The 19,748-nt window shown below is 51.6% G+C and carries 19 protein-coding genes; 9 read left to right on the top strand and 10 right to left on the bottom strand.

All coding sequences use genetic code 11. From position 1 onward, the window contains the following. Positions 1-26: 26 nt before the first annotated feature. The 3 genes from DC20_RS22020 to DC20_RS22010 are packed head-to-tail and all read right to left on the bottom strand — an operon-like array spanning position 27 to position 3,126. Positions 27-794: a LytR/AlgR family response regulator transcription factor gene (locus DC20_RS22020; RefSeq protein WP_062546194.1), complete on the bottom strand. Its 768-nt coding sequence runs from the start codon at positions 792-794 to the stop codon at positions 27-29. A gap of 45 nt (positions 795-839) precedes the next feature. Beyond that, positions 840-1,895 (bottom strand): sensor histidine kinase, encoded by a 1,056-nt coding sequence (locus tag DC20_RS22015; RefSeq protein WP_083470483.1) that lies wholly within the window; start codon positions 1,893-1,895, stop codon positions 840-842. Between the two features lie 16 nt (positions 1,896-1,911). Continuing rightward, the gene (locus DC20_RS22010; protein ID WP_062546193.1) at positions 1,912-3,126 is read right to left on the bottom strand and encodes a hypothetical protein; all 1,215 of its coding nucleotides are present in this window, start codon (positions 3,124-3,126) and stop codon (positions 1,912-1,914) included. A gap of 747 nt (positions 3,127-3,873) precedes the next feature. On the opposite strand from DC20_RS22010, the gene DC20_RS22005 reads away from it, so the two are divergent. The 3 genes from DC20_RS22005 to DC20_RS21995 all read left to right on the top strand — a co-directional run bounded on the left by DC20_RS22005 (position 3,874) and on the right by DC20_RS21995 (position 8,431). Beyond that, entirely contained in the window at positions 3,874-5,046 is a 1,173-nt protein-coding gene (locus DC20_RS22005) for a sialidase family protein (protein WP_071885676.1), read from the top strand. A 101-nt stretch (positions 5,047-5,147) separates the two neighbouring features. Continuing rightward, a complete protein-coding gene (locus tag DC20_RS22000; RefSeq protein WP_169788229.1) occupies positions 5,148-6,665 on the top strand; it encodes a pectate lyase family protein in 1,518 nt (505 codons plus the stop codon). 500 nt (positions 6,666-7,165) lie between these two features. Continuing rightward, a complete protein-coding gene (locus tag DC20_RS21995; protein ID WP_062546191.1) occupies positions 7,166-8,431 on the top strand; it encodes a DUF3826 domain-containing protein in 1,266 nt (421 codons plus the stop codon). Positions 8,432-8,694: 263 nt separating this feature from the next. Here DC20_RS21995 and DC20_RS21990 read toward each other — a convergent pair whose 3' ends face one another. The 4 genes from DC20_RS21990 to DC20_RS21975 form a co-directional block, all read right to left on the bottom strand. Next, positions 8,695-10,296 carry a hypothetical protein gene (locus DC20_RS21990; RefSeq protein ID WP_062546190.1) on the bottom strand — a complete coding sequence of 534 codons (1,602 nt, stop codon included), beginning with the start codon at positions 10,294-10,296 and terminating at the stop codon, positions 8,695-8,697. A 376-nt stretch (positions 10,297-10,672) separates the two neighbouring features. Then, entirely contained in the window at positions 10,673-11,032 is a 360-nt protein-coding gene (locus tag DC20_RS21985) for a hypothetical protein (RefSeq protein WP_157593471.1), read from the bottom strand. A 61-nt stretch (positions 11,033-11,093) separates the two neighbouring features. Continuing rightward, a complete protein-coding gene (locus tag DC20_RS21980; protein WP_062546188.1) occupies positions 11,094-11,690 on the bottom strand; it encodes an NAD(P)H-dependent oxidoreductase in 597 nt (198 codons plus the stop codon). Between the two features lie 265 nt (positions 11,691-11,955). After that, positions 11,956-12,858 carry a magnesium transporter CorA family protein gene (locus DC20_RS21975; RefSeq protein ID WP_062546187.1) on the bottom strand — a complete coding sequence of 301 codons (903 nt, stop codon included), beginning with the start codon at positions 12,856-12,858 and terminating at the stop codon, positions 11,956-11,958. 429 nt (positions 12,859-13,287) lie between these two features. On the opposite strand from DC20_RS21975, the gene DC20_RS23020 reads away from it, so the two are divergent. From DC20_RS23020 to DC20_RS21955, 4 genes are all read left to right on the top strand, one after another. Further along, on the top strand, positions 13,288-13,695 hold the full coding sequence (locus DC20_RS23020; protein ID WP_157593469.1) for a hypothetical protein: 408 nt from the start codon (positions 13,288-13,290) through the stop codon (positions 13,693-13,695). Positions 13,696-13,808: 113 nt separating this feature from the next. Further along, positions 13,809-14,870, top strand: coding sequence for a porin (locus DC20_RS21965; RefSeq protein ID WP_062546185.1), 1,062 nt, complete (start codon positions 13,809-13,811; stop codon positions 14,868-14,870). A 76-nt stretch (positions 14,871-14,946) separates the two neighbouring features. Then, complete coding sequence (locus tag DC20_RS22735) at positions 14,947-15,267, top strand: hypothetical protein (protein ID WP_062546184.1); 321 nt, start codon at positions 14,947-14,949, stop codon at positions 15,265-15,267. An 8-nt stretch (positions 15,268-15,275) separates the two neighbouring features. Continuing rightward, the gene (locus tag DC20_RS21955; RefSeq protein ID WP_062546183.1) at positions 15,276-15,602 is read left to right on the top strand and encodes a JAB domain-containing protein; all 327 of its coding nucleotides are present in this window, start codon (positions 15,276-15,278) and stop codon (positions 15,600-15,602) included. Between the two features lie 39 nt (positions 15,603-15,641). On the opposite strand, the gene DC20_RS21950 is transcribed toward DC20_RS21955, so the two are convergent. Together DC20_RS21950 and DC20_RS21945 are read right to left on the bottom strand one after the other, a co-directional pair. Beyond that, positions 15,642-15,935 (bottom strand): hypothetical protein, encoded by a 294-nt coding sequence (locus tag DC20_RS21950; protein WP_157593467.1) that lies wholly within the window; start codon positions 15,933-15,935, stop codon positions 15,642-15,644. 39 nt (positions 15,936-15,974) lie between these two features. After that, entirely contained in the window at positions 15,975-16,529 is a 555-nt protein-coding gene (locus DC20_RS21945; RefSeq protein ID WP_062546181.1) for a hypothetical protein, read from the bottom strand. A 153-nt stretch (positions 16,530-16,682) separates the two neighbouring features. Here DC20_RS21945 and DC20_RS21940 point away from each other — a divergent pair, with 153 nt between their 5' ends. Both DC20_RS21940 and DC20_RS21935 read left to right on the top strand, forming a co-directional pair. Then, positions 16,683-16,919 carry a hypothetical protein gene (locus DC20_RS21940; RefSeq protein WP_062546180.1) on the top strand — a complete coding sequence of 79 codons (237 nt, stop codon included), beginning with the start codon at positions 16,683-16,685 and terminating at the stop codon, positions 16,917-16,919. Between the two features lie 309 nt (positions 16,920-17,228). Beyond that, on the top strand, positions 17,229-17,681 hold the full coding sequence (locus DC20_RS21935) for a hypothetical protein (RefSeq protein ID WP_157593465.1): 453 nt from the start codon (positions 17,229-17,231) through the stop codon (positions 17,679-17,681). Positions 17,682-18,603: 922 nt separating this feature from the next. Here DC20_RS21935 and DC20_RS21930 read toward each other — a convergent pair. Further along, complete coding sequence (locus DC20_RS21930) at positions 18,604-19,650, bottom strand: PDDEXK nuclease domain-containing protein (protein ID WP_062546178.1); 1,047 nt, start codon at positions 19,648-19,650, stop codon at positions 18,604-18,606. Positions 19,651-19,748 lie beyond the last annotated feature (98 nt).

Below are 19,748 nucleotides of genomic sequence, written 5' to 3'. Positions count from 1 at the left end.
GGTAAGGTTTTGATACTTTGTTTAAACTATTTACCCAGCCATTCCTTGAAAAGGGGTGTGCGGTCACTACTGATAATGACTTCCATGTCAAGCGGAGGGTATAGTCCAAGTTTCAGCCTTCCTTTGAAATAGGGATGAATCTCTGCGGCGGAATCTATATGGATGACCAGCTGCCGGTTTACCCGGAAGAAAAGGTTCGTGTCAAGCATCAAGCAGAGCTCATCCAAGGAGTAATCTACGGGATACCTTAGGCCGTCCCTGGTAACCAGCAGATTCGTCTTCTGCTCTGTGAAGATATAGGCAATCTCATCTGATTTTATGGCCCTTATGCGCGCACCGGCTTTTACCAGAAACCTTGACTTATAGGTGTTCCGATCTGCATTGATGAGTTTCGCCAAATCGTCAAGCCGCAATTGGGGAACCGGGGGATGGAATCTCGCCTGCAAAGCCTTGAATTTGTCCAGGCTTTGGGCCAGCTTCTCGTACTGAATCGGTTTAAGCAGGTAATCAACGCTATGCACCTGAAAAGCCTTGATGGCATACTGGTCATAGGCTGTTGTGAAGATGACAGGGCTATCAACGGTTACTTTCTTGAATATCTCAAAACAGAGACCATCCTCGAGATGGATATCTACCAGGAGAAGATCCGGAGCAGGGTGCGTCTGAAGCCATGCCACTGCTTCATCCACTGAGGTGAGAGTTGCCTCCACCTGCAACTGTTTATCATAGCTCAGGAGCATCTTGGTTAGTTTTTCAACAGCCAGAGCCTCATCTTCTATTATAACAACCCTCATAAGTTTGAGATTAAGGTTCAGTTCCGCTTAAGCTTTCAGGTAAAGTTAAAGTTTTCCGCTGTCTATGGTTTCCCACTCCAGCAAAGGAAGCTTCACCGTGAAAAATTGGACATCTTGCGTGACTACAACGGGCTGCTCGGAGAAATACCCAAATCTTTTCCGGATGTTGTCAAGTCCCACCTGGGGAAGGTCGGACGGCTCCTTGTGCTTAGGCTGAAAAGTATTCCGAACCGCAAGCCTACTTTCATTTTCAAGAAAGATCTCTATGGAAAGAGGGTTTGCCCCAGTCGCCTTGTTATGCTTGATCGCATTCTCCACCAGCATCTGCAGCGACAAAGGAGGAATATAGCGGGGCTTTTTGCCGGAGGGGACATCAATTTTGATTCGCAATTGTTTGTTTAACCGCTGCTGAAAAAGAAAGCTGTACGACTGTATGAAGGCCAGCTCGGTTTCAAGGTCTACCAGTTCTTCGTCGCGGTGTTGTAAAACGTACCGGTACACATCCGCAAACTTATCCAGAAACTGATGCGCCTCCTGTGGGGCTTTGTCAATGAGCGAGGAAAGTACGTTCAGGTTGTTGAAAAGAAAATGGGGGTCAATGTGTGATTTCAACGATTCAAAGCGGGTGCGGAGGTTTTCCTCCCTGTATTTTTCAGATTGGACAAAAGCTTCTTTCCAGCGTGCCATAAAGAACAAACCAAAATTCAGGGAGAATACCGGAATGATAAACAACATGCCATAAAGGTTAAGCACGAGGATTTGTTCCAGGTCAGGGGGCAGGCCTACCAACAGGGTTTTCAGAAAATAGTAGGAGGCATTTATGCAAGCCAGTGAATAAAGGCTGCTACTTAGCAATTGAATAAAGAAACGCCTGAGGGGTTGCGCCGTCCAGGGGTAAATAAAGTCTAACCTTGCATGGATAAACCTGTTTCCAATCCATAAAAAAACAATAACTCCTACAATCCAAAGCAATGCGGCCACATGTTCCAATTCTCCAAGGTGTAGGGCAATCTGGATAAACAGGGCTAACATGAGCGCAGCGGCGAATATTGTCCATGCCTGGAATACCCCTTTTTTTGCTTTGGTTTTATGGTTTCTCATTGAGGGAGAGTATTAGCTAATCAAACATGACATGTATCACTTTATTCCATGGAATGTACTTGTACTTGCTTGGCTGGGGCCAAACCATGATACCCCAGTTTTTTTCAGATACATCGCTGCGATCACCCAGCAGCAGTTTCTGCCCGTCTTTCAAAACTACTGCTGCATGGGAATCATCTATCGGGGAAATTTTACTGATGTACCTGAAGGGCACCTGCCGCAGGGCCCCTGCTTTGTCCCAGCCATCTAATGTCTCCATGTCAAGTTTCTCATCCAGATCGTAAATGAAGAATCCCTTCCAAGTCAGGTTGCCGGTTGAGATGGTGCCTCTTAGGGGCTTTGGCTTTTGAAAAGCGCTATAACCGAAACTTGCATCAATGGGATAGGGTGTGAAAACAGCTTCTTTGAAGTTTCTCCACCGAATGTACACTCTCCCCCAGGTAGGGTGCTGAACAACGATACCCTGGTTTTTACGGTTAACATTGCTGTTGTCCTGTAGGTAAACTTCTTTCCCTGAATGAAGCTTCACTAATGCACCGTCCTCTTTGGGGCGCACAGATGCCACCTCCTGGAAGCGTATGCTAATGTTTTCCCCTTCTCTGCTTTTGCCGTTCAGCCAATTGGTAGTGAGGTATTCATCCATGTCCCACTGTACCTGCCCTTTGTAGGCAAAGCCGTTTCGGGTAGTGATGGTGCCATAAAGGGGTTCTGCCTTTAGGTAATGTAGTTTGGATGGGGTAGGCATAAATGTAATTCTTTCTATGCTTCCCCATTCAACATACTTCTTTTCCTTCCCTGAATGGATTACGGCGATTCTTTTTCCCAACTGATCTTTATATTCCGGGTCTTTGTTGGTATAAATATTGACCTTTTGCCCGTTTTTCAATGTAATCACCGCTTCGTAACTACCGGTAACCCGGATAGCCGCCATATCCCCGAAACGGCATCTAAGGGTATGTTTACGGGATGGATAGCGGTTTTTCCAAAGGTTCATGAAGCCCCAATCCATTTCCTCCTGTGTTTCCTCTTGGCTAAGTCTCTCCAGTTGCTCACTGTTGAGGTACTTGAGCACAGGGTTGTCTTTTTTCTCTACTGTCATCATGTCCACCCACATGCGTTGCCCGGCACTCCAAAGGATTTGCCCTTTAAACCGTTCATTGTTCGTCAACGTGACCTCGCCGTACAAGAACCCTTCGTGCTGTGCCAAGGCAGGTAGAGTGGCTCCTGCCATGAACAGATAAATAAATATTAGTAGTTTAAGAAAGTGTTTCTTCATTGACATAAGATGTAAGATCGTGAATTCTGCTTTCACCATCTATCCAAAGAAGTTCAATCCGGAATAAATGTAGTTGGAGTAAGATATATTATTGTTGAAATCTTTGCGGTTTCCACCATGCTTCATTCCTTTGGACAAAATACTGAGAGTTGCCTTGCTTCTATTCCCTTTGAAGACTGGGGGAAATAGTTACTTGTTAGGTGTGATTCTGATTGCTACCGGTTATGTGGAATTAAACCTTTCAGAGAATCAGAACTTTCCATATTGCTCTTTTGCTGATCTCGATCTACCTTTAAATAAGTCGCAGGGTATGTGCAGGTGCACACCTTTGTTGTTTGAACCAGATAATATCCCATTCCAACTACACCAGATCCCTGTTAAACGACTTTTGCTTCGGTTTCTTGAGCCTAGCTGATAGCTTACAACTGTTCAAAGGCCACTGCAAGCGTTTGGGGCAAGTTCTGAGTTTGAATGAAGGCCTTCTTTATTCAGGTCAACGGTCACCGATGCCGAAGGAAGCCCATGTCCCGAACAATAAGGAAACATGTAACGGATGCACCTGCATCAGGTAGCAAAAACCGATAAGTCACAGACAGTAGCCAGCACATTGGGAAGCTGTTCTATCCTGCGCCCACCGTACTTGCCTGACCCTATAGAAGTCAGTAAATACAGGAGATCCACCAAGTCTAAAAGAAATTGTAAATGCAAAAAACGATAAAACACCTTGTGGTAATCAGTACCCTGTTAACTGCCAACCTCCTCTTTTCAGCGGTTCTGTCAGCAGACACCGGGGAAAAACCACGTGCGCACCGTGCCGGCATTGTCTTGGAGGAGTTTATCTACACCAAAGCCGATTTTCCGCAATCCCACTCGGCAACGATACTGGAGCTGGAAGGGGGCGAGCTGCTGAGCGCCTTCTTTGGCGGAACCCACGAGCGCCACCCCGACGTCGAGATCCGGTTGACTCGCAAGAAACCAGGTGGGAAATGGACAACTCCCGTGAGCGTGGCTGATGGTGTGCAGTCTAAAGGAAACAGGCTGCCCACCTGGAACCCAGTGCTGTTCCAGGAGCGAGGGGGCGAGGTGATGCTCTTCTACAAGGTCGGACCGAGCCCCTCTGAATGGTGGGGCATGGTGAAGACTTCGAGCGACGGAGGACGCACCTGGAGTAAGGCAAGAAGACTAGACGACAAAATTATCGGCCCGGTGAAAAACAAGCCGATTCAACTAAAAGACGGCACTATTATTTCCAGTTCCAGCACAGAGGGAAAAGGTGGTTGGCGTGTTCACATAGAGCGCAGCACAGATGGCGGTAAAAGCTGGGAAAATCTTGGCACGATTAACAATCCAGACAAGATTGGCGCTATCCAGCCCACACTGCTGACTCATCCCGGCGGCCGCATCCAGATGCTCTGCCGAACCACTAGCAAAGCAGGGTATATTTCCCAGAGTTGGTCAGAAGATGGGGGGCTTACCTGGTCGGAGATGAATTTTACGGAGCTGCCCAACAATAACTCGGGCATAGACGCAGTGACACTTAAGGACGGCCGCCACCTGCTGGTTTACAATCATTCCGCGCGCGCGCAGTCCGGCATGGGCCATAAGGGCCGAGGGGTACTGAATGTGGCCATCAGCAAGGATGGCAAGAGCTGGGAAGCTGCGCTGGTGCTTGATTACATCAACGAGCCGGAAAAACAGTATTCCTATCCGGCCGTGATCCAGACAGCAGACGGTCTGGTCCACATCGTCTACACGTGGCACCGGAAACGGATAAAGCACGTCGTGGTCGATCCCAGCAAGCTGAAGACTTACCCGATCACGGACGGCAGTTGGCCGAGTGACAAAATTCCGCTCGTAAAGAGCGTTGAGCAGTAAGCAGCCTGATGGGTTGTCCTGGGAGATGGGCGAATCCTCACTTGAGCAACCGCTTTTATCTATCATATATCAATGGAACTGTCCTGAAGAATCAAAAGAACATGAAAAGACCTTATCAATTTGTCACAGCGGGCTTGGTTTTGCTCTCTTTACTATGTCCAGGTGTGTCCGCAAATGCACAGACTACTGGGGAGCCTGAACCTGGGCAAATACCTCCCCATCCACCGCGGTTGCCCGAAGCTGTTATCCCTGCATTTCCCGGGGCATGGGGAGGGGGGATGTTTACCACCGGAGGACGTGGAGGTAGAGTTATTGCCGTAACAAATCTTAACGATAGCGGCCCGGGTAGCTTACGGGCTGCCGTAGAAGCACAAGGACCCCGTATCGTTGTCTTCCGTGTGGCAGGCACGCTCAAAGTTAAAGAAGACCTTAACATCAATCATCCTGATATCACCATTGCAGCCCAATCTGCTCCGGGCGATGGTATTTGTATTGCCGGTACCTTGAATATCAACACACACAATGTCATTATCCGCCACCTGCGGGTACGCCGTGGGGTTCCTACCGGGGGACAAGGTGATGATAACATAGGCGGATATCCGCAGCATCATATCATCATAGACCATTGCTCTACAAGCTGGGGTATGGACGAGAATATCTCGCTCTACCGCACCATGAGACCATCCTTAGACGGGAAAACCCAGATAAAGGATCCTGCCGAGCATGTTACCATCCAGTGGTCTATTTCCAGCGAAGCGCTTGATGCCAGAGGACATGCCTTTGGCGGTACATGGGGAGGAAACCCATCTACATTCCATCATAACCTCTTTGCAAGCAACACTGCCCGCAATCCATCCATAGGCATGTCAGGTCCGTTTGATTTTCGCTACAATGTGCTTTTCAACTGGCGTCACCGTTCCATAGATGGTGGAGATGAGACTTCTGAGATCAATCTTATCAACAACTATTTCAAGCCGGGACCTGCTACCAATGAAAATATGCGCGCGGTCTTTGCCCGCATTGAACAAAGGAGTATGTATTCCCCCGGCAGTGCTTGGGCCGAAGGTGACTGGTATGCCAAAGCAGCCAATCGTCCAGGCAAGTGGTATGTTGCTGGCAACATTATGCACGACAACCAGGAAGTGATTACCAACAACTGGGCCGGTATGCGCGGACCTGAGAACCTGGCCCGTGTGAATACCCCTTTTGTTGGGTGGCCGGTGGCGCCACACCAGACAGCTGAGGCCGCATTCGAATCAGTGCTTGCCATGGCCGGGGCCACTTTACCCAAACGTGATGCTGTGGACAGACGGGTTACAGAAATGGTGCGCACAGGAAAACCAATGACTGCAACCGGTATCATCAAAGACGTATCTGAAGTTGGGGGTTATCCAAACCTGACCTACAATCCTGCTCAGGTGCCTGTTGATGGCGATGGCGATGGTATGCCTGACGCATGGGAAACCAAATACAGACTTGCCCCTAAAAACTCCAAGGATGGCGCAATAGATACAGACGGCGATGGTTACACGAATGTCGAAGAATATCTTAATGGTACCAATCCTCAGGAGAAAATCAATTACCGCAACCTGGGCAACAACATCGACACGATCAGTTAAGTAGGTTGTTTCGAGATTCAGTAACCAAAAACTTCTGAATTGAATTGGCCTGAAAATACGGAAAAGCCCAAATCCTAGTATGAATAAGGTTGGGATTTGCCTTTATACAACGTTACCACCACTAAGAATCAAGACATCACCATGCTTTGGGGCATCTGCCCGGCGAACTATGTAGTGTCAGCCTCAACTAGTTTTTCATTGTGCTGCGGATACTTGGCAACACAGGACTGGTGGCTGTCGTGTTCTCGGTTTCTGGGAAAGATGGAATCCCCATGAATGGAAATGCAGGTGTTTACTGAGCTGATATACCAAAAGCATCCTATTGAAAAGTAGCCTGCGCTTAAATATTAAAAAGCAGAAATTACCAAAGAAGGATTCTCTGGCAAGAGGCTACACAACCCGCCGTACCATACTGATGAATATTCCCAGTGCATGACGCTTTCTTTTCAAACTATTACATGTTCAAAATAGAATCATATACTATAAAAATCAATCCTATTATGCAAAAGCAGAAATGGCCGTTGAGAGGCTTCAGGTATGTGGTGGGGCTTATGTTTTTGTTCCTTTCAATAATGCCTGCCAGGGCGCAGGAGAAACAAAAAACCAAAGCGGAGGAGGCCGTTTATGTAGAGGTTGTAAGGCAGCGGGCTGATAAGTTAGTGGGGACGCTGGAGATCACCAATGCCTCCAAGGCCACCCGTGTTCGGGATATCATTGCACGGCAGTATCTTGATCTGCATGCCATTCAAGCCAAGCGCGATGCGCAAACAAATGCCGCAAAAAAGAAGGCGGGAGACAATAAAGAATCTGCTGACGCACGCGTTGAGGCCATCAAGCGCAAGGCAGCCACCAAGACCCAAAAACTGCACGCCGGTTATTTGTCAAGGCTGTCGGCAGAACTTACCGCTCAGCAGGTAGACCAGGTAAAAGACGGGATGACCTACCATGTTGTTCCCAGCACCTACCGTAACTATTTGTTGATGCTGCCCTATTTGACGAAAGAGCAGCGGGACACGATCAAGTCCTTTCTAGTGGAGGCAAGGGAACATGCCATGGACGGTGGGTCATCAAAGGAAAAGCATGCCTGGTTTGGAAAGTACAAAGGCAGAATAACTAATTACTTAGCTGCGCAGGGGATAGACCTGAAGAAAGAGGGAATCAACTGGGCTGAGCGTAGAAACACACACTCCAATGCCGTGGAGATCACCCAATCCAAGCATGTTGTCGGGAAGTTAGGCCTTACAGATGACATCCAGAAAGAGCATGTCCGGAATCTGATTGCCCATCGGTACCAAAGCATACAGGAGGCGCAGGCGGAACGGGATGCCAAAATGAAGGCCACAGACCAGCTGCCCAAGATCAAGGAGGAACGTGACCAGGAAGCTGCTGCCATCTGGGCCCAGTACCAGGTTCGGCTTGGAGAGCAACGTGACTCGTTCATTGAGGCCCTCTCCGCTTTCCTGGACTCCAGCCACGTGGAAACCCTGCAAAATGAGATGACGGATAACAGACTGCAGGAGGAGTATTCCCATTTCCTGGCTTTGTTGCCCGACCTCAATGACAGCCAAAAAAAGCAAGTGTATGCTTATCTGCTGGAAGCGCGGGGGAATGCCATAAATGTGTTGGATAAAGAGAGCAGGCTTAAATGGTTCATAAAGTTCAGGGGAAGGACTAATAACTACTTGTCCAGAGAGGGGTACAACCTGCGTAAGGCTACAGAGGATTTGGAGCGAAAGCTTCTGGTCGAAAAGAAAGAGAAGCAATAACCATTACCTAAACAAGGGCATGTATTTCAAGGGGTCGAAAAGGGAACGAACTAAAGCCTCTGTATTGGTTCTCAGCTTTAGGGAGGATTGAGCAATAACATAGACTTTTTCGGTAAAAGAATTATTCCAAGTTGCCGTCGCAAATAGCTAAGAACAACATCAAAAATAGGGAGACTGCCAAGTATGGGCTCTCCTGCTTAATGTGCCAAGGAAAGTTAGGTTTTCCAGGGAGGGACCATCTTCACTTACCAGAACTTCCCGCCTTACCGACCATTAGGGTGGAAGCCCCCGAAGGTTTTGGCGATGTCCCCGTCTGTGGCCCCCTTCCCACTTTCTCCGCCCGCCTCCAGCTCCAGAGCCACCAGCCCCCTCAGGCTCAGGGCCGCCGTAAGTTCATCAGTGTCCTTCGGGAACTCAGGTCGGCGCCGTGCACTCTTGAGGGAGTACCTGCGGGCGTAGGCGTCCCCTTTGGTCTGCAGCTCGTTCCTTTTCTCCATGATGTAGTTGAGCCGCTCGACCAGGTCCTTCGTGGAGCGCCCTATCACCTCCGTCGCTTCGAGGGTGCCGATGGTCATCACCAGGGTGCCGCCGATCGCGGTAACCTTCTTGGTCGTGTTCGGGACTTCGATCACGACCGGGGTGATCCCCGTCCCTGCCCCCAAGGTAGCGGTGGTGACGGAGCGGGCTTTTTTCCCTTTCCGCGCCCGCCTGTACTTATCCTTCAGATCCTTTTCGGCAGCGGCCAGCTGATCCATCATTTCCCATGCCCTTGCCAATGCGGTGCGGTACCCTTGGTAAAGCTTCTGGTCGTTTTCCTCCTCGTTGATCGCATTCTGGACCGTGAAGGTCACCGTGCGTTCCTGCTGTTTATTTGATTTATCTATGGCAAAAAAGGTAAGGTCAAAGGTAATGGAGTCCAGCGGATCCTTCACGAAGTCATACCCTGGTTTCCAGATGAACTCGTATTGGGAAGGGGTGTTCCTGACGAGCGCGCTGGTCGGAACCGTGGCGCTTTGGGAAATGAAGCTGAAGGAGGCGATGTCGCTCTCCCCGTTGGGGTCGTTCACCTGGAACTTCAAGTTGACGGTAGCGTCTTCCTTGAAGCGGAACAGTTTCTGGGAAGGGACCAGAAGCACGTTGGGGGGCAGGTCCTGCTGGGTAACCTCCACCCTGAACTGGCCTTTGGTACGGGCTTTGTACGGCTGGTCTTCCACGTAGAACTCCACCACCAGGGGTTTGTCCCGCAGCCTGTTGAACTGGGTGACGGAGGGCTTCCAGGAAAACTCCCCCTGTGCGGATAGCTTCGCGCCCTCCGGCATCCCACCCGCGATGGGCACGATTGTGGTCGGGTCATTGTCATCGTCTTTTATGGCTGAGGATTCAATGGTGTAGGAGTTAACGGTGTTGTATTGCACGTATAATGGCTTCAGCTCGCCTACAACGGGTGGTCGGTTCACGTGCCTCACCGTGAGGTCCACCACTTGGCTTGCCCGCTCGTCTTTTTCGTTTCTCGCCTCAAAGAGGAGTTGCACGGTGCTTTCCTTTGTCAGCCGGTCCACGAAATCATAGCCGGGAGTCCAGGAGAAGCGACCTAGTGAATCGAACACCAATCCTTCTACTCGGTTTTGGGCGACGGAGTAGATGACTCTCTCCCCGGTGCCTCCTTCAGCTTTTACCTCAAATTGCCGTTTTTCTCCCTCTTTCAAAAGGTTCCAGCCAGGCCTTCCAGGAAAAATAAGCTTAAGGGGAGTAGCCTGGACAACTGGGATAGGCGCCTCGTCAGCTACCTGCTGCTGGGCATGCATTACATTGAAGATGGATAAGGTGACAGTGAGGAGGGAAAAAAGGAGGAAACTTTTTCTCATTGTGAAGTCCTACGTGGAGTTTAAGCCTGAATTACTTAGAATATAACGAAGGTTCCAGGGCAAATGCCCTAAAATAACCCTTGTTTGTTAGCGGCATTCCTTTCCAAGGGGAAATATTAAACTGCCATAGGAGCAGGTTTCCGCCCAGAAAAGAAAAAGGCACCCGTGAGACACCGGTAAACCTCGGATAAGGTCAGGGTGCATGGTCAAACAAAGGTCAATATTTTTCAGGACGGGGCAATAGATTTTCCGTCCCATGAAACGGCACTAATGCCCCGGCTAATGAGTACTAAACGTGGACAGCCTAACTTAGAGTATCCCTCGGTTCAGACAGGGATAACGCCTGCAGTTAACTAGGCAGGGAAAAAGGAAGCGTTTAGACTACTGATAAGATGTTGCAGGAGTATAAACAGGTAGTTAAATGCTTTTCATAATTTCTTGCATAGATACCGGTATACTTGCCTTTTTTGATCCAGCCCTTTACCTGGTTGCCAGACATCGAGTACTTTAATGTGCCATAAAAAAAGCCAATGGTTTGCTTTGTGGCACTAAGAACCGTAAAATCCTCTTCCTTGAAGTTATGCTTCACGGCTGCAATCACTTTTCCAACTGGTTTGTCATATACGTCGATATTCCCTTTGAATTCAGGGTCAATCAATAATTCACTGCTTGTTTCAGAAATCCTTAAAGGGAAAACAGTGCCTATAAGTAGTATAAAGGCAAAAAGCTGATTCATGTTTGTGATCTTCGGCCTACGTACTTGGCCATGCGGAGGCGGAGCTGCCGCACAGGTGTGGTTAGGCGCAGTAGTTCTTGATTTTGGCGGGCAACTCTTTGATTAGGGTTTTATGTAGGTCTCTGACTTGTTCAATCTGCAATGTCCCGCCAAGTATAACCATTTCTTTTTGCTCAAACCTTGTCCCCAGCCTGTCTTGGAGCATGATGCGCTCCATACTTTTTGATATTCCTGTTTCTTCCAAGAGTTTATTTGGATGTCCTGCAGTACAAATGACGAGACCATACTTGATGGTTTTCATCTTTGGTAATTTGTCAATGTGTTTGTAGGCATAACCAACGGAATAGACCCTGTCAAACCAGCCCTTCAGTTTTGCCGGGCAGTCACTCCACCAAACCGGGTACATGAATATGATGCAATCTGCACCCTCAATCTTCCGGTGCTCTGTCAAAACATCACCAGGAATCGGGAGCTCTGAAATAGAAAATCCTTCTCTTTCATATTCTTGTTCGGTCATGTCACATTGGAAACCCATGGCATATAAGTCGGAGATCTCTACATTCCAATCCTGAGCCATTAATTCCATTTTCAACTGCTCCAAAACCTGAGAAGTATAGGATTTTTTGCTTGGATGGCTGTATACAATAAAAATATTCACTTGAAACGAGTGATGTTTGATTGTTTATATATTGGCTTCCTAACATGCCTAAGGGTCTCGTATAAACGACGGCAAGGCCGTCAGCCGTAACTGCCGGTTATACAATGTTAGGCATAGTGATTTTTCTTACAGGCCGTCAGACCCCATTCCCGCATGGTATCCTTATCTGCTGGTGCCAAGAGCGTTTTCAAAATATCAGGGCCTTCAACCCCCCCCTCCCCATATCAATGAGTTGCGAAGGGGCATCTGACCAGGTAACCGGGGTTTAGAGCCACTGCTTGCGTCTAAACCAGGAATAGATTAGGCCGGTGACTACCACCATGGCCCCCAGCACCCCCGGATACCCCCACCTGGACTTCAGCTCGGGCATGAACTCAAAATTCATCCCGTAGATTCCCGCTATGAAAGTCAGGGGCATGAAGAACACGGAGAAGATGGTCAGAACACGCATCACATCATTGGTTCTCTGCGAGGCCAGGGAGATGTAGGTGTTGATCAGGTTGTTGGAGCTCTCGCTTATCTCCTCGTATTGGTTCTCAAGGAGCAGGAAGGCATCTTTCAGGTCCTGGACCTCCGTCTGCTGGAAATCCTCCAGGGTTAAGCCTGTGGTCACCGTCTCCGCCAGCTGGATAACCCTCCTGGAAACGGCGGACTTCCTTTTCAGGTGGTAAAGTCCCTTGTTCATGGAGGGTACTTTCCTGCTGAGGAATATCTTCGCCTCATAGTAGTCCAGCTCGTCGGCCAGCTTGAGGGCGGGCCTTTGGAATGTCCTCAGGCTCGCCTTGAGAAGCTTGATAAGGACGCCCGCGGCGGGCATGCTCCAGCCGCCCTCCTCCAGCCTGCCCTTCATCTCCGCGATAAACGGGACGGGGAACTTGTGGATGGTGATCAGAAAACCCCGGTTGTAGAAGATCGCCAGCTTGTTGGTGAGTTCCTGGATAGTGTCGGCCTCCAGGTGCGCCTCAGGGTCGTGGAAACGGGTGATGACAAAGAGCACCTTTTCGATAAACTCATGCTTGGGCAGGTGCTCCGGTTGGAGGCTGTCCGTCACGGAGGAGGGGTGAAGGTCGTATTTTTGGGCAACGAACTGCAGTTCCTCCAGGGTGGGGTCCTCTATGTCTATCCACTCCCATCCCGCTGATTCGGCGGAAACCAAGGTTTTTTGCATAGGATTCAAATCAAAGGTGACGCTTCCTGCTAGGCAAGCGCGGGTTCCTCACCTAGCAGGAAGCGTAAATTCCGCCAATATAATTATTTACTTCAGGCTGGCTGCCCTATTTTTGGACGAAAGTGTCAATTAGGTATGGTAAAGGTACGCGGCCTGCTGTTTTATCTTCTTTTGCTGACGGGCGCGGGGGGCTGTTCCGTGGTACGGCAGGTGGAGGATATCCCCGCTGACGATTACCTGGTTCCGGCCTCCCTTTTCGGTGCCAGGGAAATAGGGCAGGACCCCACCCCCGAGAGGATCAAGGCGGCCATCGAATGGGAGGACAGTTCCATCCTCATCATCCCGCAGGGGGAAGGGCTGCCTTCCCTGCGATTCGGCCGGGATAATACGCCCGATTTCCGGGTTTTTCGCCGGGCACTTGACATTGATGTGCTGACCATCCCTTTCAAGGTCCGCCCCTCGGTGGAGGGATTCCCCGAGCAGCTGAACCCAAATTTCAGCGCCGCCCTTTACCTGGGCAGGAGGATAGACTCCTACCATATCAAGCCCCTGGCCAGGGGAAAGAGGCGGAATACCGTTTCCGGTTTCGGGGGCGGCTACGGGGGATTCGTTGGCCTTGGCTCGGTGACCATGAACCCGTTCGTGACGCGGAACGCCATCACCTACGAATATGAGGGCTTGGTCCTGACCGGCGGGGCGGCGGCCATCTACGATGCCAAGAAGTTCAACATGGGCTTGGCCATGGGCAGTGATTTCCTGGTGGACAAAAACCGGGAAAACTGGATCTACCACAAAAAGGTATGGTTCGGGCTGCTGTTTGGGCTGAACCTGAATTGAGTTCCCTGTAGCCCGCACCCTTTCCCCAGATTGATGAGTAATATCCTTTCGCGCGGATGTTTGCTCGCTTCCCATTATTCACCAACTTGCCCCCGCATCAAACTTCATGGGGCATGAAGATAATACCCACCCTGCTGACCCTGCTTCTGGCGAGCTTGTCCGTCTTTTCCCAGGTTGATTCCACCGGGGGAGTTTCCCTCAGCGGGTTCGTGGACGCGTACTACGCCTATGACTTCAACCGGCCCCCCGCGCACGAGCGGCCTGCCTTCCTCTACAACCACAGCCGCCACAATGAATTCAGCATTAACCTGGCCTTCCTTAAAGCCGCCTATGCCTCGGAAAACGTCAGAGGCAACGTGGCCCTTATGGCTGGCTCCTACGCCCAGTACAACCTGGCCGCCGAGCAGGAACTGCTCCGACACGTCCTCGAGGCCAACGCGGGCGTGCGGCTGGGGAGAGGGCTATGGCTGGATGCGGGCATCCTGCCTTCCCATATCGGCCTGGAGAGCGCGGTGTCCAAGGACAACCTGACGCTGACCCGGAGCCTTGCCGCCGAGAACTCCCCTTATTACGAGAGCGGGGTAAAGCTCACCTGGGAAACAGGAAAGTGGGTATTGTCCGCCCTGGCGCTGAACGGCTGGCAGAACATCCGGGAGACGGAGGGGAACTCAGGCAAGGCCGTTGGGTCCCAGGTGCAGTTCCGGCCCACAGGCAAGGTGCTGCTCAACTCCAGCACGTTCATCGGCAACGAGAAAGCCGACAGCGCAAGGCAGATGCGGTTTTTCCATGACCTATACGCCACCTTCCTGGTCCTGCCACGGGTAAAGGTGGCAGCTGTGTTCGACCTTGGTGCGGAAAAAAGGCTGGGTTCGGAGGGTTTTGCCGTGTGGCACAGTGCCGCCCTGCTGCTTCATTACGGCCTGTCCAGTAGGGTGGCGCTGGCCGCCCGCGCCGAGTATTACAGTGACCGGGCAGGGGTGATCATCCCCACCGGGTCGCCCCACGGCTTCCGTACCGCCGGCTACTCCTTGGGCCTGGACTATGCCCCGGCGGCCAAGGCGCTGCTGCGCGTAGAGGGCCGCCTGCTGGACAGCAGGGACGGTGTTTTCCTGAGGGGCACCCGCCCGGTGAGGCAGTCCGCTGCGATCACCTCCTCCCTTGCGGTCTGCTTCTAACGCGCATATTCGCTTCCTGCTATACGCTGGAGGCCTGTACATGCCCCGAACCACATAAAACCGTATTTTTATCCCCATGTCTAAGAACCAGAAACCACCCATGGAAAATGGCACCCAGAACCCCGAAGGCAAGGAACGCCAGGTCCTTTTTTCCGAACGCCAGCGTTTCAGGCAAACGTGGCTCTGGGTACTCCTTTTGGGAGTGAACGTGAGCCTGGTTTGGCGGGCCTACGAACAGATCTATGTGGGGCACCTGCCTAATGGGGGACAGCTGCTGGGAGCAGGGGTGGGCATCCTGGGCAGCGCGCTCGTTTTCTGCTGCCGCCTTGAGACCACGATCAGGGAAGACGGCATTTACGTGCGCTTGCTTTCCGGGAAAACTGGGGAACGGATATAATCGAGTTAGTGGAGCAGTTCAAGGTGTTGCTGCTCAACCGCAACAACCGGGTCTTGGGGGAGTACGGGGTCTCGACCGGGGGCGTCTCGGGCACGGTGGTGGATATAAAGCTCATTCTGGCCGCTGCCCTTCTCTGCTGCGCCAGCGCGATCATCCTGGGCCACAACTACCCCAGCGGCAATACCCAGCCCAGCACAGTGGACAAAGCCATGACCAAAAGGGTGAGGGAGGCCGCCGCCCAGATGGACATCGCCGTGTTGGACCATATCATCCTGACCGTGGATACCTTTTACTCCTTTGCCGATGATGGGGAGCTTCAACCAGAAGATCGTTGAGGTCCGCCCGCCTGACGGCGGGAATCTTGTTTTGCCCAGTCAGAGTTCCAGCTCGCTGCCGGAATCCATATGGCTGTTCCTGAGGTAGTAGCCCAGGGTCAGCTTGGCCAACTGGTAGGCATCCTCCCGCTCCCCGCGCTCCACCAGGTGCAGCACGTACTCCACCCGCGATCGGCAGTAGTTGATGATGTGGTCCAAGTGGTCCTCGGTGAACCCGTGGTTGGCCAAGCTGCCGAGAACCAGCAGCGCCTTCCCCATCTGGTCGGCAAGCGCATGGCAGTTGTCGCCGTGCGCGTCCCCCAGCCCCTCGACCTCGGCCAGTATCCGGGCCAATTCCCCATTGCTTTTTTCCCTGTACGGCATCCCTGTTGTTTATCCCTGATGTACGGCAAGAAGCGGTTCGGCAAGCGGGCTGGCCGTCGCCCTGCCTAAAAGGTGTTCCCAGGAGGTGCCCGGCAAAGTGGTGGCCGGCACTGCCCGCCGCACCTTCGTCACCATCAGGACGTTATAGGGCACGGGCCTTCCCTGGTATACCTTGGAGTGCCGGTGGATCCCGCCCGAGTGGCAGTACTGGTTCAGCGAGTAGTCATCGAAGCACCCCATCAGCTCGACCTGCACATCGGCCACCAGGTACCTCCTGGGCCCAAGCTGCAGGAAGCCGCCCTTCTGTATCGTGCCGCCCAGCCTTGAGTTGATGACGTCGAAGTCGCTGGAGTCGAATATGAGCTGGTCCTCCCCCTCGCTTATGTCCAGGTCATAGACCGTGAACCTGGGGTAGGTGGGGATCCTCCTGGAGTCAACCTCCGGTACCCGCTTTAGGTGAATGCCGGCGCGGCAATCTTTGGGTACCTTCTGCGCCCTCAGGAAAGAGGAGGCATCAGTACCGGGGATTGAATTATATGCCTTCCGAAGTAAAGATAATATCATGCACACCTATAATTTTCCATTGATAAATGACAAATGAATCCCCTCTCCCTGCACTTGCCGGCAACAGTGGCCAAGTATTGTGCAAGCAGAATACGCCTGGCGAATATATTGAATTAGAATATAATAATAAACACCTGGGCCAGTCCATAGCCTGTGGGTAACCTTGGGAACCGGAATGCCGGCATGGGAAAGCCGCCGGGCATTCCTGGTGGCTTGTCCGGCCCCCGACCCTTTCCCGTAGCCCCGGGTGCCTCGGGCGGGAAAACTGGAGAGCAGCACAGGCCGCAGATTTACTTTGGAGCGGCGGGCAGGGCCCCGGACCCGTCCCTGCCCGGCTTGCCGAGGCCCTCCGAAATGGCTGGCCCATGCCATGAAACGGCGTTCACTTAAACGGGCTCAATGAAACAGAAAAGGTTGACGGGTAAACCGATCAAATAATATGGGGCAAAGCTAGATAATATCAATATTTTGTTAGATTTTACGCATCCCTCTAGGGTAGAATCCTACCCAAACCAGTTTTTTAACCCTAAGGCTTGGCCTTTCTTGCAACGGATAACCTCGTTTTCAATGGAATTCATAGACATAGATGCTGTAGACCTTTCGATTGCCATGATCGGCGGGCTAGCGGTGTATTCCTCCCAGAAGGTTTACAGGGGGCTTGTAGGGCATAACAGGGGAGCCGACACCAGGAAGATGACCATGAGCGACATCAAACATCAGGCCCATTACCTTCTGCTGCTTGGCGAGCAATACAGAAAGGCCGGCGCTATCATACGGGGGGAGCGGTTCGGGGACGGATACTTCGAAGTTGCCCCGGTGGATATAGAAACCCATAATTGCTGCAGGGAACGGGAGTACCGCAAGGTGTTTGACAGGGATATGGTGGACAGGTTGAACAGCATATACCACCTGGTGGACGCGCTGTCCAAGATCAACCCGGTTGGTTTGGTTTCCGGCTATGGGGAAGAGGCAGCGGGGAAACCCGGGGAAGAGGTTGAAATGATCAGGCAGGTGTACGCCGATAAACTGGCCAGGGTGTTTGGCATGATTGAGTCCATCAATCTTCTGATCACGGAGGCCATGGCCCATTATGAAGGTGAGCCCGATCCCAAAGGCAAAGTCCAGCCTGAGCAAGGCGGGGGAAAGGGATAGGAAGATAATGAGGGGGTTGCCATCCCAGGCATTGGCCATCCCATGGATCATGTATGAGAAAGGGGGCGCCTGTGCGGCAACCCACCACAGGCACCAAGTACATAGCACCTGATAGAATGTACCCTCTCCGAGACAGAGACCAGGCTGGCACCCCGCACCGGACACCGTCTATGTGTCAGGGGAGCCGCATAGTTCCTCGCCCTCTTTCCTCACCAGGAAATCAGGGCTGGGGAAAAAGTGATGGAGCCATTGCTGAAATGTTGCCTTTTGGTCCCCAAGGCGATCCTACAGGAGGGAATACAACTTTAATCTATTGCTCTTTTAGCGTACCTGAAATCAGATAAATCAGGAAAGGAAAAAAAGGCGAAAACAAACGCCATTGCCCTATTATGGGAGCCTTATCTCCAAAGAAAGCACGAAAAACAACCTTTCTCCAGGCGAATGTTGCCTTTTTGTCCCCAAACCCACTGGAAGGGATTATCGAATGTTGCTTTTTTGTCCCCAGATTTATACAAGATACTGTCGATCATAGTTTTGTATCCATGTAAATAAATGAATGGATCAATTCACTTACGGGAGATCGGTTGGTTTTACAATTGGAAAAGTACTTCATCAAAAGGAAAGATGAGATAGATTTCTGATTCGTTAACCAGGTTAAACTTACAAGTTGTATATAATTCCATATATTAGTTAACATAACAAATAATAAAAAGCATTGAAAATCAACTATTTATTAATGTCTTATAATTTACCTTATGTTAAGTAGATTTTTTAGTAGTGGGACCTAAGCCCCCAGCAAAGGCAATTGCGCAACCAGTTGTTGCGTAAATTCTGGGCCGGCATGGGCGGAGGCGAGTTGCCGCATGTACAGCAGGTTCCGGTAGGAGAACCCCTGCAGGGAAAGAAGCTCCGATAAAGTATATTACTCCTCCTTTTTTACTTTTGCCAGCTCGATGGCCTTGTGCAGCCTGCTGGCGAACACTTCCTTGGGGGGCAGCTGCGTCAGGTATTCCGAAACCCTTATGTGCCCTTTGTCCAGCTCCAGCAACTCAATCTGCTCTTGGCTCTTTTCCGCGCAAAGGATCAGCCCGATGGGGCTTTCTTCCCCTTCCTTGCGCTCGTTCCTGTCCAGCCACTTCAGGTACAGCTCCATCTGCCCCTTGTAGGCTGCCTTGAACCTGCCCAGCTTCAGGTCGATGGCCACCAGGCGCCTTAGGCCGCGGTGATAGAAAAGCAGGTCGATCTTGAAGTCCTCGTTGTCTATGAGGATTCTCTTCTGGCGGGCCAGGAAGGCGAAGTCGCTGCCCAGCTCGATGATGAACTGCTGCAGCTGCGCCAGGATGGCGGACTCCAGGTCCCGCTCGCTGTAGGTGTCGCTCAAACCCAGGAAGTCCAGCACGTAGGGATCCCTGAACACGAGGTCAGGCGTCACGGCCCCGGCTGACCGCAGCGTGCCGAGTTCCTGCCGGAGGAGCTGCTCCGGCTTCCTGGACAGCGCGGAACGCTCAAACAGCATGCTGTCCATCCGCTCCTGCAGGACGCGCGTGCTCCAGCGCTCCTGCAGGCTCAGCTCGGTATAGAACTCCCGCTTGAGTCCGTCCTCCACCCCGGCCAGTAGGCGCAGGTGCGTCCAGCTCAATTGTGTACTCAGTGCGTTCACAATCTGGTCTTCCGGGAAAGTGTCCGCAACGCGTACACAATGCCACAGGTGGCGCTTGCCCCAGCCCCTGCCATAGGCCCTGGTAAGCCCGGAGGCCAGGGAGGAAATGATTCGCTCCCCGTACTCGCCCCGCTGCTTGCCGAGCAACTCCTGGTTGATGGCCTTCCCCACGTGCCAGTACAGGCGGGTGATCTCACTGTTTACCTGCAGGGCGACCCGGCTTCTGCTTTGCTCAATGAGGGTGACGATGCTGTCAAGCAGGATCCTGCCCTCCGGGTTCTCCGGTAGATGATGCGCTGTCTGTGTCATGGGATTGGCTACAAAGCGCAATTTACCTATATTCCGTCACTACTATAGAAGAAAGGGATAAATGTGACCTATAGCCCCGTTGGAAATATCTTCACCTT

Source organism: Rufibacter tibetensis, assembly GCF_001310085.1.
GTDB lineage: Bacteria > Bacteroidota > Bacteroidia > Cytophagales > Hymenobacteraceae > Nibribacter > Nibribacter tibetensis.
The sequence above is the reverse complement of the archived record's forward strand: the minus strand, read 5'-3'. Positions and strand labels throughout refer to the sequence as shown.

What these genes read in the sequence shown, in the direction of transcription:
- DC20_RS22020 (WP_062546194.1), bottom strand. Translation starts at nt 794, where the DNA reads ATGAGGGTTGTTATAATAGAAGATGAGGCTCTGGCTGTTGAAAAACTA.
- DC20_RS22015 (WP_083470483.1), bottom strand. Translation starts at nt 1,895, where the DNA reads ATGAGAAACCATAAAACCAAAGCAAAAAAAGGGGTATTCCAGGCATGG.
- DC20_RS22010 (WP_062546193.1), bottom strand. Translation starts at nt 3,126, where the DNA reads ATGGCAGGAGCCACTCTACCTGCCTTGGCACAGCACGAAGGGTTCTTG.
- DC20_RS22005 (WP_071885676.1), top strand. Translation starts at nt 3,874, where the DNA reads ATGCAAAAAACGATAAAACACCTTGTGGTAATCAGTACCCTGTTAACT.
- DC20_RS22000 (WP_169788229.1), top strand. Translation starts at nt 5,148, where the DNA reads ATGAAAAGACCTTATCAATTTGTCACAGCGGGCTTGGTTTTGCTCTCT.
- DC20_RS21995 (WP_062546191.1), top strand. Translation starts at nt 7,166, where the DNA reads ATGCAAAAGCAGAAATGGCCGTTGAGAGGCTTCAGGTATGTGGTGGGG.
- DC20_RS21990 (WP_062546190.1), bottom strand. Translation starts at nt 10,296, where the DNA reads ATGAGAAAAAGTTTCCTCCTTTTTTCCCTCCTCACTGTCACCTTATCC.
- DC20_RS21985 (WP_157593471.1), bottom strand. Translation starts at nt 11,032, where the DNA reads ATGAATCAGCTTTTTGCCTTTATACTACTTATAGGCACTGTTTTCCCT.
- DC20_RS21975 (WP_062546187.1), bottom strand. Translation starts at nt 12,858, where the DNA reads ATGCAAAAAACCTTGGTTTCCGCCGAATCAGCGGGATGGGAGTGGATA.
- DC20_RS21965 (WP_062546185.1), top strand. Translation starts at nt 13,809, where the DNA reads ATGAAGATAATACCCACCCTGCTGACCCTGCTTCTGGCGAGCTTGTCC.
- DC20_RS22735 (WP_062546184.1), top strand. Translation starts at nt 14,947, where the DNA reads ATGTCTAAGAACCAGAAACCACCCATGGAAAATGGCACCCAGAACCCC.
- DC20_RS21945 (WP_062546181.1), bottom strand. Translation starts at nt 16,529, where the DNA reads ATGATATTATCTTTACTTCGGAAGGCATATAATTCAATCCCCGGTACT.
- DC20_RS21935 (WP_157593465.1), top strand. Translation starts at nt 17,229, where the DNA reads ATGAGCGACATCAAACATCAGGCCCATTACCTTCTGCTGCTTGGCGAG.
- DC20_RS21930 (WP_062546178.1), bottom strand. Translation starts at nt 19,650, where the DNA reads ATGACACAGACAGCGCATCATCTACCGGAGAACCCGGAGGGCAGGATC.